We start from the raw sequence: 12,922 nt of genomic DNA, 5'->3' as shown, positions 1-12,922 counted from the left end.
TTTGCATTTCCGGGCAAAATGGCGGCATGCAACTGAACTACATCGCCAACGCCTCTGTTCCGTCCTCGTCGGGCCGCACGCTTGCCGTGATCGACCCGTCCGACGGCCAGCCCTTCGACGAGATCCAGCGCAGCAACGCCGATGACATCGACGCGGCGGTGCATGCGGCGCGCCAGTGCTACAACGCAGTGTGGCAGCGCATGGCACCGGCCGACCGGGGCCGCCTGCTGCAGCGCCTGTCGGCCAAGGTGCTCGAGCATGCCGACGAGCTCACGGCGCTGGAGCAGCGCGACTGCGGCAAGCCCACCAAGCAGGCCCGCGCCGACACGCTGGCGCTGGCGCGCTACTTCGAGTTCTATGCCGGTGCCTGCGACAAGCTGCATGGCGAGACCCTGCCCTACCTGGACGGCTACAGCGTGCTCACCTGGCGCGAGCCGCATGGGGTGACGGGCCATGTGATCCCCTGGAACTACCCGATGCAGATCTTTGGCCGCAGCGTGGGCGGTGCCCTGGCGGCCGGCAACGTCTGCGTGGTCAAGCCGGCCGAGGACGCCTGCCTGTCGCTGATCCGCGTGGCGCAGCTCGCGGCCGAGGTGGGCTTCCCCTCGGGGGCCCTGAACATCGTCACCGGCTACGGCCATGAGGTGGGCGACGCGCTGGCGCGCCACCCCGGCATCGACCACATCAGCTTCACCGGCAGCCCCAAGATCGGCACACTGATCCAGCAGGTGGCGGCCGAGCGCCACTGCCCGGTGACGCTGGAGCTCGGCGGCAAGAGCCCGCAGATCATCTTTGCCGATGCCGACCTGGACGCCGCCGTGCCCGTGGTGATCAACGCCATCGTGCAGAACGCGGGCCAGACCTGCAGCGCCGGCTCGCGCGTGCTGATCGACTCGCTGATCTACGAGCCCCTGCTCGAACGCCTGGGCAAGGCCTTTGAAGGCCTGCGCGTGGGCCCTGCGGCCATGGACCTCGACGTAGGCCCGCTGATCCGCCAGACCCAGCAGCAGCGCGTGTGGGACTTTTTGTCCGACGCGCAGGTGGCCGGCATCCCCATGGTGGCCCAGGGCGTGGTGGTGGACGAATCGCCCGAAGGCGGCTTCTACCAAGCCCCCACCCTGCTGCGCGACGTGCCGGTGCAGCACCGCCTGGCGCAGGAGGAAGTGTTCGGCCCGGTGCTCTCGGCCATGGCCTTCCAGGACGAGGACCATGCGGTGGAACTGGCCAATGCCACGCAGTTCGGCCTGGTGGCCGGCATCTGGACACGCGACGGCTCGCGCCAGTTCCGCATGGCCAAGCGTGTGCACAGCGGCCAGGTGTTCATCAACAACTACGGCGCCGGCGGCGGCGTGGAGCTGCCCTTCGGCGGCGTGAAGTCCAGCGGCTATGGCCGCGAAAAGGGCTTCGAGGCGCTGTACGGCTTCACCACCCTCAAGACCGTGGCGATCAAGCACGGTTGATTGCGGCGCTCGCCGACCTGGCGGGCACCGATTTGCGCAAGACCTCTTTCCATGCCCCTGAGTCCCCCCGCCCCCCGCACCGCCCGCCATGTCCGGCGCGTGACCTACCAGGGCTATGAACGCGATGACGGCCTGTGGGACATCGAAGGCGAGCTGCACGATAGCAAGGCCTACGATGCCCCCGTGCACCGTGGCGAGGGCGTGCGCCGCGCGGGCGAGCCCATCCACCACATGCTACTGCGCGTCACGGTGGACCGCCAGCTCGTGGTGCAGGCCATCGACGTGGCGATGGATGCCCACCCGCTCAAGGACTGCCCGCTGGCCCAGGCCGCGCTGCAGCAGATGGTGGGCTGCAGCATGACCCGCGGCTGGCGCCAGGCCATCCAGAAGCACCTGGGTGGCGTGGCCAGCTGCACCCACCTGCGCGAGCTGCTGTTCAACCTGGCCACCGCCGCCTTCCAGTCCGTCACCGCCGTGTTCGCACCGCCTGCCAATGGCGACCCGCCGCGCCACCTGAACCAGTGCACGGGCTGGGCCTGCGACGGCAACGGCGTGAAGGAGCACTTTCCGCAGTTCTACGGCCGCGTGCCCGCTGCAATCAGCAAACCCGACACGGCGGCACCGCCCGCCGAACGCTGACCACAGCAGTTCCACACCTTTTTTTTTACCGCCCCATTTTCCAAAGACAGGGAGACACTCCATGCGTGCACAGAACAAGTCCGTCATCGTCACCGGCGCCGGCAACGGCATTGGCGAGGGCATCGCCAAGCGCCTGGCGGCCGAGGGCGCCAAGCTCATCGTCAACGACATCAACGAAGCCGGCGGCCAGCGCGTGGTGGCCGAGATCACCGCGGCCGGCGGCACGGCCGCCTTCTTCAAGGCCGACGTGACCAATTCGGCCCAGGTCAAGGCCCTGGTGGATGAAGCCGTGCGCCTGTATGGCCAGCTCGACGTGATGGTCAACAACGCCGGCTGGACGCACCGCAACCGCCCCATGCTGGATGTGAGCGAGGACGAGTTCGACAAGGTCTATGCCATCAACATGAAGAGCATCTACCTCTCGGCCATCCACGCCGTGCCGGTGCTGCGCAAGGTGGGCGGCGGCAGCATCATCAACATTGCCTCCACGGCCGGCCTGCGCCCACGCCCAGGCCTGACCTGGTACAACGGATCCAAGGGCGCCGTGATCATCACCAGCAAGTCCATGGCGGCCGAGCTCGGCCCCGACAACATCCGCGTGAACTGCATCAACCCCGTGTTCAACCCCGACACCGGCCTGGCCGCCGAGTTCGCGGGCGGCCCGGTGGACGATGCGCGCCGCGCCAAGTTCCTGGCCACCATCCCGCTGGGGCGCTTTTCCACCGCGCTCGACGTGGCCAACGCCGCGCTCTACCTTGCCAGTGATGAAGCGTCCTTCATCAATGGCGTGTGCATCGAGGTAGACGGCGGCCGCTGCGTCTAAGCCCCCACAAGGGCAAGTTGGGAGGCCGCATCCCCAATGCAGCAACTGCGGCAAAATGCCCCCATGGCCGAACGTGTGATCCCCCTGGTGGACCAGCGCAGCGCCGCCCTCCGGGCGGTGGTGCCGCTGCATGCACAAGCTCCAACGGGGCATCTGGTGGACACACGCGGGCGTCCCTTGCGCGACCTGCGCATCAGCGTGACGGACCGCTGCAACTTCCGCTGCAGCTACTGCATGCCCAAGGAGGTGTTCGACAAGGACTACCCCTACCTGCCCCACAGCGCGTTGCTCAGCTTCGAGGAGATCACGCGCCTGGCCCGGCTGTTCCTGGCCCACGGCGTGCGCAAGATACGCCTCACGGGGGGCGAGCCCCTGCTGCGCAAGAACCTCGAAGCCCTGGTGGCGCAACTGGCCGCGCTGCGCACGGTGGATGGCACGCCCCCCGACCTCACGCTCACCACCAACGGGTCGCTGCTGGTGCGCAAGGCCCGAGCGCTCAAGGACGCGGGCCTGAACCGCGTGACCGTGAGCCTCGACGGCCTGGACGACACGGTGTTCCGGCGCATGAACGACGTGGACTTTCCGGTGGCCGACGTGCTCGCAGGCATCGAGGCGGCCCATGCGGCGGGCCTGTCGCACATCAAGGTCAACATGGTCGTCAAGCGCGGCACCAACGACCACGAGATCCTGCCCATGGCGCGGCACTTTCGCGGCACGGGCACCACGCTGCGCTTCATCGAGTACATGGATGTGGGGGCCACCAACGGCTGGCGCATGGACGAAGTGCTGCCTTCGGCCGAACTCATCGAGCGCCTGCGCGCCCACCTGCCGCTGGTGCCGCTCGATCCCGCCAGCCCCGGCGAGACCGCCGAGCGCTGGGGCTATGCCGATGCCAGCGGCCGGCACGACCCAGCGCTGGGCGAGATCGGCGTCATCAGCAGCGTGACCCAGGCCTTTTGCCACGACTGCAACCGCGCACGCCTGTCCACCGAAGGCCAGCTGTACCTGTGCCTGTTCGCCACCCAGGGCCATGACCTGCGCAGCTTGCTGCGCGGCGGCGCGAGCGACGAGGCCATCGCCTCGGCCATCGCCCCCATCTGGCAAAACCGCAGCGACCGCTACTCGGAGCTGCGCAGCAGCCTGCCTGCGGATGCCACGCCCGGGCCGCGCCGGGTGGAGATGAGCTATATCGGCGGGTGATGCAGGCGCTGCTGCCCTTTCTTTTTCTTCAACGCACACCGGGCCACCCCTCTCCATGATCGACATCCAGGACATCACCGGCCTCGTGCTGGCCGGGGGCCGCGGCTCCCGCATGGGCGGGGTCGACAAGGGCCTGCAGGGCTTTCGCGGCATGCCGCTGGCGCTGCACACGCTGATGCGGCTGCAGATGCAGACCGGCGCCACCATGGTCAACGCCAACCGCAACCTGGCAGCCTACGAATCATTCGGCGCGCCGGTGTGGCCCGACGTGCTGGCTGACTATGCCGGCCCACTGGCCGGCTTCATGACCGGGCTGGAGCGCTGCGAAACCCCGTGGATGCTGACCGTGCCCTGCGACACCCCCCTGTTCCCGCTGGACCTGGCGGCGCGCCTGGCCGCAGCGGCCGACGAAGCGGGTGCCGACATCGCCATGGCCGCCGCCCCCGAGGACGATGGCAGCGGCCAGCTGGCCGTGCGCCCCCAGCCCGTGTTCTGCCTGCTGCGCGTGGACCTGCTCGAAAGCCTGGTGGCCTTCACCCAGGCCGGCGGCCGCAAGATCGATGCGTGGACCGGCCAGCATGCCTGCGCCATCGTGCCTTTCAACGCGCCGGGCGACGACCCGCAGGCCTTCTTCAACGCCAACACCCTGGCCGAGCTGCACGCGCTGGAGGCCGGCACACCATCCGACCGCCCATGAAGACCCTTGCCCAGATTGCCGCCGAACTGCAGGGCTACGATCCCAAGGCCCTGAGCGTTGCCGATGCCAATGCCTTCCTCGCGCGCCTGGTGCAGCCGGTGCAGGGCACCGAAACCATTGGCATCTTCGATGCGCTGGGGCGCGTGCTGGCCAGCGACGTCGTCTCGCCTGTGAGCGTGCCGCCGCACGACAACTCGGCCATGGATGGCTATGCGCTGGCCGGCACCCAACTCGTGCCGGGCCAGCCGCTCACGCTGCGCCCCGTGGGCACGGCCCTGGCCGGCAAGGCCTGGGCAGGCACGGTGGCCACGGGCGAGTGCGTGAAGATCATGACCGGGGCCATCATGCCGCCGGGCCTCGATACGGTGGTGCCGCAGGAGTTCACCACCACCGGCGCGGACGGCTCCATAACCATCGCCGCCGATGTGCTGCGCCTGGGCGACAACCGCCGCTTCAAAGGTGAGGACCTGATGCAGGGCAGCGTGGCATTGGCGCAGGGCGAGCTGCTCACGCCGGCCGCACTGGGCCTGGTGGCCAGCCTGGGCCTGCCCACCGTCACGGTGCACCGCCGCCTGCGCGTAGCCTACTTTTCCACCGGCGACGAGATCCTGAGCCTGGGCGAGCCCCCGCGCGAAGGGGCGGTGTACGACAGCAACCGCTACACCGTGTTCGGCCTGCTCACGCGCCTGGGCGTGGAGGTGATCGACCTCGGTGTGGTGCGCGACGAGCCCGCCCTGCTGGAGGCGGCCTTTCGCCAGGCGGCGCAGCAGGCCGATGCCATCGTCACCAGCGGCGGCGTGAGCGTGGGCGAGGCCGACCACACGCGCACCATGATGAAACAACTGGGCGACGTGGCCTTCTGGCGCATCGCCATGCGCCCCGGCCGCCCCATGGCCGTGGGGCTTTTGGCCAGTGGTACGCCAGACGGCCGCAGCGCCGTGCTGTTCGGCCTGCCCGGCAACCCGGTGGCGGTGATGGTCACCTTCCTGGCCTTCGTGCGCCCGGCCCTGCTGCGCATGATGGGCAGCACCCATGCGCCCGCCCCCCTCATGCGCGCCACCAGCACCGAGGCCCTGCGCAAGAAACCCGGCCGCACCGAGTACCAGCGCGGCACCGTGAGCACGGCCCCCGATGGCAGCCTGCAGGTCTGCACCACCGGCAACCAGGGCTCGGGCGTGCTCAGCTCCATGGTGCAGGCCAACGGCCTCATCGTGCTGCACCACGGCCAGGGCGACGTGGCCGTGGGCGAACCCGTGGACGTCATGGTCTTTGACGGCGTGATCTGACACGCAGGTGCGGCATGGACTTCCCAACGCCTGCGGCAACGCGGACTACGCTGCACTGAACACCCCCCTCTCATGGAAACGAGATCGCCATGCCTTACGCAGCCCAACACCTTGCACAGCCCCCTTCGCGCGATGAAGTGGACCAATTGGCCGGCGCCACCGTCGTCGAGTTCGGCACGCCCTGGTGCGGCCACTGCCAGCGCGCCCAGCCCCTGATCGAAGGGGCCTTGAAGGACCGTGCCGATGTGGCCCACGTCAAGGTCGAGGACGGCCCCGGCCAGCGCCTGGGCCGCACCTTCGGCGTGAAGCTCTGGCCCACCCTGGTCTTCCTCAAGGACGGCAAGGAAGTGGACCGCCTGGTGCGTCCGCAGCAGGCCGCCGATGTGCAACAGGCGCTGCAGGCCGTTGCAGGTTGACTCCCTTCAACCCTGCTTCTTCGTTGCCAGCAGGTAGCCCACGCGCAGCGCGCGGTGCAGCCTGAACGCCCGGGTGAAGGGGTTGTAGCCCAGCCCCCGCGAGTCCTTGAGCGTGAGGCCCGCCGCCTTCGCATCGGCCACCAGCTCGTGCGGGCGGATGAACTTGCGCCAGTCGTGCGTGCCCACGGGCAACAGCCGCAGCACGCGCTCCGCACCGAACACCGCGATCAGCCACGCAAAGGGCGTGCGGTTGATCGTGGAGAAGAACACCCAGCCACCGGGCTTGACCAGCCGCGCACAGGCCTCGATCACCAGGCGCGGGTCGGGCACGTGCTCCAGCATCTCCATGCAGGTCACCACGTCGTAGCTGCCGGGCTGCTCTGCCGCCAGTTCCTCGGCCGACACGGCGCGGTAGGCCACACTCGCCCCGGTCTTGCGGGCATGCAGCGTGGCCACCTTGAGCGGCTTGTCCGCCAGGTCGATGCCCAGCACATCGGCACCGCGCCGGGCCATGGACTCGGCCAGGATGCCACCGCCGCAGCCCACATCGAGCACACGCTTGCCCTGGAGTGATGACACCGCATCGTCGATCCACTGCAAACGCAGTGGGTTGATCTCGTGCAGCGGGCGGAATTCCGACTCGGGATCCCACCAGCGGTCGGCCAGTTGCTGGAATTTGGCGAGTTCAGCGGCGTCGAAATTGGTGTGGACCATGGTGTTGCTCCTTTGAAAATGGGGAAGATCGATCGGCTCAGCGCCTGTTACCAGTGGCCCTTGGCTCGGTTCCAGCGGTAGAGCCGGCGCGCAAAGGCGTTGTAGAAGAGGTCGGTGATACGGCGCAGGCCCCACCAGCGCAGCGGCGCGGCCAACCAGCCCCAGCGCGGCAAACGCCGCAGGGCGGCGGCCAGGGCATCGGCACCCACCTGCATGCGCCCCTGCCCGTCGGCCAGGTGCAGGCGCTCGCGCACGGCTTCGAGGTCCAGGCCCAGCGCATCGAGCACCTCGGGGTGCTGGTGCACGTCCACCAATTGCACACCCCCATCGGCGGCCAGCCGCTCCCGCATGGCACAGATGCCGGCATCGCACACGGGGCAGGCGCTGTTGTAGTACACGGTGGCAGTGGGGTTCGGGGTGTTGCTCATGGCCGTTTCCTTTGCAGCCATCATAGCAATATTTAGTTAAATACCTAAATATTTAATTAAATAAGTCACGACACGGCTTCGCTAGAATGTGCGCATGGAAAAGATCTTCGAAGCACTTGCGTCCACCCCCCGGCGCAAGATCCTGGCCTACCTGTCCGAGACCGAGTTGTCTGCGGGCGAGATCGCTGCGCGCTTCGAGATGAGCAAGCCCTCGCTCTCGCAGCACCTCAAGGTGCTGGAAAACGCCGGCCTCGTCACCTCGGAAAAGCGCGGCCAGTTCGTCTTCTACAGCCTGCAGCGCGACAACCTGGCACACACCCTCACGGGCTTCATGCAGAGCGTATGCCCCGTGTCCAAGGGGCTCAAGAAGGAAAGCCGCGCCCTGGCCCAGAGCAAGGCCAAGGCAGCGGGCGCCAAGCCCAAGCCGGCGGCCGAATGAGGCCTCAACCGCGCCCTGCGAAAGGCATGTTCGATGCCATCACGGTCATGTTGAGCACGTTGGCGGAGAGCGGCAGGCCGGCCATGTAGCTCACAGCCTCGGCCACGTGCTTGACGTCCATCATGGGCTCGGTGGCCATGGTGCCGTTGGCCTGGCGCACGCCCTCGCCCTTGGTCATGCGGGCCGACAGGTCGGTCAGCGCATTGCCGATGTCGATCTGGCAGCCCACGATGTTGAAGGGACGCCCGTCGAGTGCCAGGCACTTGGTGAGGCCCAGCACGGCGTGCTTGCTGGCCGTGTAGGGGCTGCTGAAGGGCCGTGGCGTGTGGGCCGATATCGAGCCGTTGTTGATGATGCGCCCGCCCTGGGGCGACTGGCGGCGCATGAGGCCGAAGGCCGCCCGCGCGCACAGGAACACGCCGGTGATGTTGGTGTCCACCACATCCAGCCACTTCTCCACGGGCAGCTCGTCCATGGGCACGGCGGGCGCGCCGATGCCGGCATTGTTGAACAGCACATCGAGCCGGCCGCCCTCCTTCTCGACCGCCTGGAACAGCGCATCGACGCTGGCGGGGTCGCGCACGTCGGACGTGACGGCCAGGGCCTTGCCGCCCAGAGCATGTACTTCCGAAACAAGCGAATCGAGCAACTCGGCACGGCGACCGGTGGCCACGACGAAGAAACCGTCGTGCGCGAGCGCCTTGGCAACGGCACGGCCGATGCCGCTGCCGGCGCCGGTGACGAGAGCGACTTTCTGGGCGGGAAGAGAGGACACGCAAATACTCCTGGTGAGATAGAAACGATGGCGAGAGTACGACCTTACACCGCGCCGTGCGACTCCACGTACAAGGCGTACAGCGAATGGCTGCTGGTCATGTACAGCCGGTTGCGCTTGGGCCCGCCAAAGGCCAGGTTGGCGCAGCGCTCGGGCAGGCGGATGAAGCCGATGGGCTTGCCCTCGGGGTTGAAGACCTTCACACCGTCCATCTCGTCGGAGCGGGCCGTGGGCAGGTGCGCCTTCATGCCGCCGCCGATGTCGGTAGGCTCGGCCGCCAGCGCGCCGGTGTGGCCCCAGCCGCACCACAGGTTGCCGTCGCGGTCCACCTTGAAGCCGTCGAAGGCACCAGGGCCGGCGGCATCGATCAGCTTGGTCTTGTTGGAGACGCTGGCGCCATCGGCCGACACGTCGTAGGCCCAGATGCTGCGGTTGGGCGTGCCCTTCCACTCCACCACGTAGAGCTTCTTCTCGTCGGGCGAGAACGCCAGGCCGTTGGGGTTCACCAGGTCGGTGATCACGGCCGTGAGCTTGCCGTCGGGCGCTATGCGGTAGACGTTGGTCGTGGCCTGCTCGGGCGTGGCGCGCGAGCCCTCCCATTCGCCGCCGATGCCGAAGGTGGGGTCGGTGAACCAGACGCTGTCGTCCGACTTGACGACGATGTCGTTGGGCGCATTCAGGCGCTTGCCCTCGAAGCGGTCGGCCAGCACGGTGGTGCGGCCATCCTTCTCGGTGCGTGTCACCCGGCGCGTCACCGAATGCTCGCAGCTGATGAGCCGGCCCTGGCGGTCGCACACATTGCCGTTGGCGTAGTTGACGTTGGTCTTGTGCACCGAGAACTGCCCGGTCTTCTCGTCGTACTTCATCAGCCGGTTGTTCGGGATGTCGCTGAGCAGCAGGTAGCCGCCCTCGGGGAAGTAGGCCGGCCCCTCGGCCCAGCGCATGCCCGTGCCCAGCTGCTCCACCGTGCTGCTGTAGATGCGGTACTTGGCAAAGCTCGGGTCCAGGATGAACACCGAGGGGTCGGGGTAGCGCTGGTTGGGTTTGAAGTCGAAGGCCTGCGCGCCGGCCAGGCCGCTCAGGGCGGCTACACCAGTGCCGGCCGCCGTTTTCAGAAATTTGCGGCGAGCGGGCAGCATGCCTTGTGGATGGGTCGTCATCTCTCTTGTCTCCTGTTGTGGTTTTGAATGAAAGAAAGCGGAACGCGGCCGATCCTCGGCCGCGGAATCAGGTGACCGGTGCGGGGTTGAAGAGCACCAGCGCGTTGTGCAGCTTCCACTGCTCGGCCCAGGTCTTCTTGCGGCCGCTGGCCACGTCGAGCATGAGCTGGAACATCTCCCAGCCCACGTCGGCAATCGTCTTCTCGCCGGTCGCAATGGTTCCGGCGTTGATGTCCATCAGGTCGTGCCAGCGGCGTGCCAGGTCGTCGCGCGTGGCCACCTTGATGACGGGCACCTGGGCCAGGCCGTAAGGCGTGCCACGGCCGGTGGTGAACACGTGCAGGTTCATGCCCGCAGCGAGCTGCAAGGTGCCGCAGATGAAGTCGCTGGCCGGCGTGGCGGCGTAGATCAGGCCGCGCTGCCGGAGCTTTTCGCCCGGCGCGATAACGCCCGAGATCGGCGAGCTACCCGACTTGACGATGGAGCCCATGGCCTTTTCCACGATGTTGGACAGGCCGCCCTTCTTGTTGCCTGGCGTGGTGTTGGCGCTGCGGTCCACGCGCCCGCGCTGCAGGTAGGCGTCGTACCAGGCCATCTCGCGGATCATGGCCTCGGCCACTTCGGGAGTGGAGGCACGGGAGGTGAGCTGGTCGATGCCGTCGCGCACCTCAGTCGTTTCCGAGAACATCACCGTGGCGCCCGCGCGAACCAGCAGGTCGGTGCAGTAGCCCACGGCCGGGTTGGCCGTGACGCCCGAGAACGCGTCGCTGCCGCCGCACTGCACGCCCACCACGAGTTCGCTGGCGGGCACGGTCTCGCGGCGGCGCGCGTTCAGGCGCTCCAGGTGCAGCTCGGCCTGGCGCAGGATGGAGTCGACCATGGACATGAAGCCCACGTGCGCATCGTCCTGCAGGCACACCACGTCAAGTGGTGTTTCGGCGCTCGTACCCGTATCGGCCACGTTGCGCTCGTCCACCAGGGGAATGCTGCCGGGCGGCAGCAGGCGCTCGGGCTGCAGCTTCTCGCAGCCCAGGCTGACCACCATCACCTCGCCGCCGAAGTTGGGGTTGAGCGAGATGTTGCGCAGCGTGCGAATGGGGATGATGGCGTCGGGCGCGTCGATGGCCACGCCGCAGCCGTAGCTGTGCTCCAGCGCTACCACGTCGTCCACGTTCGGAAAGCGCGGCAGCAGTTCGGCCTTGATGCGCTGCACGGCGAAGTCGGTCACACCGGCCACGCACTGCACGGTCTGTGTGATGGCCAGGATGTTGCGCGTGCCCACCGAGCCATCGGCATTGCGGTAGCCCTCGAAGGTGTAACCTTCCAGGGGTGGCTGCGGATCGGGCTTGACCGTGGCGATGGGCAGGCCTTCGAGCTCGCGCGCCTCGGGCATGCGCAGCAGGCGCTCGTGTACCCAGGTGCCCGCGGGGATGGGTTTCAGGGCATAGCCGATGGGCACGTTGTAGCGGCGCACCTCGCCGCCTTCGGCAATGTCCACCAGCGCCACCTTGTGCGCCTGCGGCACCTTGTCCACCAGGGTCAGGCCCGAGGGGAACACCGTGCCCGCGGGCAACCCCCCGTCGTTGGCGACGATGGCGACGTTGTCGCGCTCGTCCATCTTGATGTGCAGGGGCGGCCGCGCCGGGGTCGTGGAGGATGCGGTGCTATCGGTCATGGGGTTTTCTCGGTGCTGTTTTTCTCAATCTACCGCAGGCGCATCAGGGGCGCTGTCCGACTTCTGCCGTCTCGCGCGTCCAGGTACGCGCCTGCTCGCTCAGGCTCAGGCCCAGGCCGGGGCGCGTGGGCACAAGCATGCGGCCGTCCTTGATCTCCAGGCGTTCATTGAACAGCGGCTCCAGCCAGTCGAAATGCTCTACCCAGGGCTCGGTGGCGTACACAGCGGCCAGGTGCACGTGCAGTTCCATCGCGAAATGCGGGCCCAGGCTCAGGCCCGCGTGCTCGGCCTGCGATGCGATCTTGAGGAAGGGCGTGATGCCGCCCACGCGCGGCGCGTCGGGCATCAGGTAGTCGGCCGCGCGGTGGCGGATCAGCTCGCCATGCTCGGCGGCACTGGTCAGCATCTCACCGGTGGCAATCGGCGTGTCGAAGGTGGCGGCCAGTGCGGCGTGGCCTTCGAAGTCGTAGGCGTCGAGCGGCTCCTCGATCCATACCAGGTTGAATTCTTCGAAGATGCGGCACATGCGCTGGGCCGTGGGGCGGTCCCACTGCTGGTTGACGTCCACCATCAGCGGTACCTGCTCGCCCAGGTGCTTGCGCACGGTCTCCACGCGCGTGATGTCCAGCGCCCGGTCGGGCTGGCCGACCTTGAGCTTGATGCCGCCGATGCCGCGCTCGATGGAGGCGCCTGCGTTCACCACCAGTTGGTCGATGGGTGTGTGCAGAAAGCCGCCGGAGGTGTTGTAGCACTGCACCGAGTCGCGCTGCGAGCCCAGGAGCTTGGACAGCGACAACCCCGCACGGCGGGCCTTGAGGTCGTACAGCGCCACATCGAAGGCACCGATGGCCTGGGTGGACATGCCGCTGCGCCCCACCGAGGCACCGGCCCAGCACAGCTTGGTCCACAGGCGCGAGATGTCGCTCGGATCCTCGCCGATCAGTGCGGGCGCGATTTCCTTGGCGTGTGCAAACTGCCCCGGCCCGCCCGCGCGCTTGGAATAGCTCATCCCCAGGCCCTTGTGGCCGTCCCGGGTTTCGATCTCGGCAAACAGCATCGCGATCTCGGTCATCGGCTTCTGGCGGCCGGTCAGCACCTTGGCGTCGCTGATCGGGTTGGCCAGCGGCAGGTAGCACGAGGAAACACGGACCCAGGCGATGGAGTCGCCAGCGGCGGAGGGGGTGGAGGCAGTCATGGGCAGGAACTGGGG

General features: G+C 67.8%; 14 protein-coding genes. 8 read left to right on the top strand and 6 right to left on the bottom strand.

Annotated elements, in window-relative coordinates; all coding sequences use genetic code 11:
* Nucleotides 1-26 precede the first annotated feature (26 nt).
* The 7 genes from ACSQ9E_RS05925 (at nt 27) to ACSQ9E_RS05895 (ending at nt 6,521) form a co-directional block, all read left to right on the top strand.
* The gene (locus ACSQ9E_RS05925; RefSeq protein WP_436217155.1) at nt 27-1,460 is read left to right on the top strand and encodes an aldehyde dehydrogenase family protein; all 1,434 of its coding nucleotides are present in this window, start codon (nt 27-29) and stop codon (nt 1,458-1,460) included.
* A 51-nt stretch (nt 1,461-1,511) separates the two neighbouring features.
* Nucleotides 1,512-2,099: a DUF2889 domain-containing protein gene (locus ACSQ9E_RS05920; protein ID WP_436217154.1), complete on the top strand. Its 588-nt coding sequence runs from the start codon at nt 1,512-1,514 to the stop codon at nt 2,097-2,099.
* 61 nt (nt 2,100-2,160) lie between these two features.
* Nucleotides 2,161-2,922: an SDR family oxidoreductase gene (locus ACSQ9E_RS05915; protein WP_436217153.1), complete on the top strand. Its 762-nt coding sequence runs from the start codon at nt 2,161-2,163 to the stop codon at nt 2,920-2,922.
* A 63-nt stretch (nt 2,923-2,985) separates the two neighbouring features.
* The gene (gene moaA, locus ACSQ9E_RS05910) at nt 2,986-4,122 is read left to right on the top strand and encodes a GTP 3',8-cyclase MoaA (protein WP_057269672.1); all 1,137 of its coding nucleotides are present in this window, start codon (nt 2,986-2,988) and stop codon (nt 4,120-4,122) included.
* Nucleotides 4,123-4,177: 55 nt separating this feature from the next.
* Nucleotides 4,178-4,819, top strand: a complete 642-nt coding sequence (gene mobA / locus ACSQ9E_RS05905; protein WP_057269571.1) for a molybdenum cofactor guanylyltransferase MobA — start codon at nt 4,178-4,180, stop codon at nt 4,817-4,819.
* A complete protein-coding gene (gene moeA, locus ACSQ9E_RS05900; RefSeq protein ID WP_436217152.1) occupies nt 4,816-6,105 on the top strand; it encodes a molybdopterin molybdotransferase MoeA in 1,290 nt (429 codons plus the stop codon). The genes mobA and moeA overlap by 4 nt, the downstream gene beginning before the upstream one ends.
* 89 nt (nt 6,106-6,194) lie before the next feature.
* On the top strand, nt 6,195-6,521 hold the full coding sequence (locus tag ACSQ9E_RS05895; RefSeq protein ID WP_057269573.1) for a thioredoxin family protein: 327 nt from the start codon (nt 6,195-6,197) through the stop codon (nt 6,519-6,521).
* Nucleotides 6,522-6,527: 6 nt separating this feature from the next.
* Here ACSQ9E_RS05895 and ubiG read toward each other — a convergent pair whose 3' ends face one another.
* Both ubiG and ACSQ9E_RS05885 read right to left on the bottom strand, forming a co-directional pair.
* Entirely contained in the window at nt 6,528-7,235 is a 708-nt protein-coding gene (ubiG, locus tag ACSQ9E_RS05890; protein ID WP_057269574.1) for a bifunctional 2-polyprenyl-6-hydroxyphenol methylase/3-demethylubiquinol 3-O-methyltransferase UbiG, read from the bottom strand.
* Between the two features lie 47 nt (nt 7,236-7,282).
* Complete coding sequence (locus ACSQ9E_RS05885; RefSeq protein WP_057269575.1) at nt 7,283-7,663, bottom strand: thiol-disulfide oxidoreductase DCC family protein; 381 nt, start codon at nt 7,661-7,663, stop codon at nt 7,283-7,285.
* Nucleotides 7,664-7,757: 94 nt separating this feature from the next.
* Here ACSQ9E_RS05885 and ACSQ9E_RS05880 point away from each other — a divergent pair, with 94 nt between their 5' ends.
* Entirely contained in the window at nt 7,758-8,102 is a 345-nt protein-coding gene (locus tag ACSQ9E_RS05880; RefSeq protein ID WP_436217151.1) for a metalloregulator ArsR/SmtB family transcription factor, read from the top strand.
* Between the two features lie 4 nt (nt 8,103-8,106).
* Here the strand turns inward: ACSQ9E_RS05880 and ACSQ9E_RS05875 are convergent, their stop codons facing one another.
* The 4 genes from ACSQ9E_RS05875 to ACSQ9E_RS05860 all read right to left on the bottom strand — a co-directional run bounded on the left by ACSQ9E_RS05875 (nt 8,107) and on the right by ACSQ9E_RS05860 (nt 12,907).
* Nucleotides 8,107-8,877: an SDR family oxidoreductase gene (locus ACSQ9E_RS05875; RefSeq protein WP_057205730.1), complete on the bottom strand. Its 771-nt coding sequence runs from the start codon at nt 8,875-8,877 to the stop codon at nt 8,107-8,109.
* Between the two features lie 44 nt (nt 8,878-8,921).
* Entirely contained in the window at nt 8,922-10,037 is a 1,116-nt protein-coding gene (locus tag ACSQ9E_RS05870; protein ID WP_436217150.1) for an SMP-30/gluconolactonase/LRE family protein, read from the bottom strand.
* A 67-nt stretch (nt 10,038-10,104) separates the two neighbouring features.
* Nucleotides 10,105-11,712: a galactarate dehydratase gene (gene garD / locus ACSQ9E_RS05865; RefSeq protein ID WP_436217149.1), complete on the bottom strand. Its 1,608-nt coding sequence runs from the start codon at nt 11,710-11,712 to the stop codon at nt 10,105-10,107.
* Nucleotides 11,713-11,755: 43 nt separating this feature from the next.
* Nucleotides 11,756-12,907 carry an L-talarate/galactarate dehydratase gene (locus ACSQ9E_RS05860; RefSeq protein WP_436217148.1) on the bottom strand — a complete coding sequence of 384 codons (1,152 nt, stop codon included), beginning with the start codon at nt 12,905-12,907 and terminating at the stop codon, nt 11,756-11,758.
* Nucleotides 12,908-12,922 lie beyond the last annotated feature (15 nt).

It is taken from the genome of Acidovorax sp. LjRoot118, from assembly GCF_964253575.1.
GTDB lineage: Bacteria > Pseudomonadota > Gammaproteobacteria > Burkholderiales > Burkholderiaceae_C > Acidovorax.
The sequence above is the reverse complement of the archived record's forward strand: the minus strand, read 5'-3'. Positions and strand labels throughout refer to the sequence as shown.

Coding starts and splice junctions, on each gene's coding strand:
- ACSQ9E_RS05925 (WP_436217155.1), top strand. CDS start 27: ATGCAACTGAACTACATCGCCAACGCCTCTGTTCCGTCCTCGTCGGGC.
- ACSQ9E_RS05920 (WP_436217154.1), top strand. CDS start 1,512: ATGCCCCTGAGTCCCCCCGCCCCCCGCACCGCCCGCCATGTCCGGCGC.
- ACSQ9E_RS05915 (WP_436217153.1), top strand. CDS start 2,161: ATGCGTGCACAGAACAAGTCCGTCATCGTCACCGGCGCCGGCAACGGC.
- moaA (WP_057269672.1), top strand. CDS start 2,986: ATGGCCGAACGTGTGATCCCCCTGGTGGACCAGCGCAGCGCCGCCCTC.
- mobA (WP_057269571.1), top strand. CDS start 4,178: ATGATCGACATCCAGGACATCACCGGCCTCGTGCTGGCCGGGGGCCGC.
- moeA (WP_436217152.1), top strand. CDS start 4,816: ATGAAGACCCTTGCCCAGATTGCCGCCGAACTGCAGGGCTACGATCCC.
- ACSQ9E_RS05895 (WP_057269573.1), top strand. CDS start 6,195: ATGCCTTACGCAGCCCAACACCTTGCACAGCCCCCTTCGCGCGATGAA.
- ubiG (WP_057269574.1), bottom strand. CDS start 7,235: ATGGTCCACACCAATTTCGACGCCGCTGAACTCGCCAAATTCCAGCAA.
- ACSQ9E_RS05885 (WP_057269575.1), bottom strand. CDS start 7,663: ATGAGCAACACCCCGAACCCCACTGCCACCGTGTACTACAACAGCGCC.
- ACSQ9E_RS05880 (WP_436217151.1), top strand. CDS start 7,758: ATGGAAAAGATCTTCGAAGCACTTGCGTCCACCCCCCGGCGCAAGATC.
- ACSQ9E_RS05870 (WP_436217150.1), bottom strand. CDS start 10,037: ATGACGACCCATCCACAAGGCATGCTGCCCGCTCGCCGCAAATTTCTG.
- garD (WP_436217149.1), bottom strand. CDS start 11,712: ATGACCGATAGCACCGCATCCTCCACGACCCCGGCGCGGCCGCCCCTG.
- ACSQ9E_RS05860 (WP_436217148.1), bottom strand. CDS start 12,907: ATGACTGCCTCCACCCCCTCCGCCGCTGGCGACTCCATCGCCTGGGTC.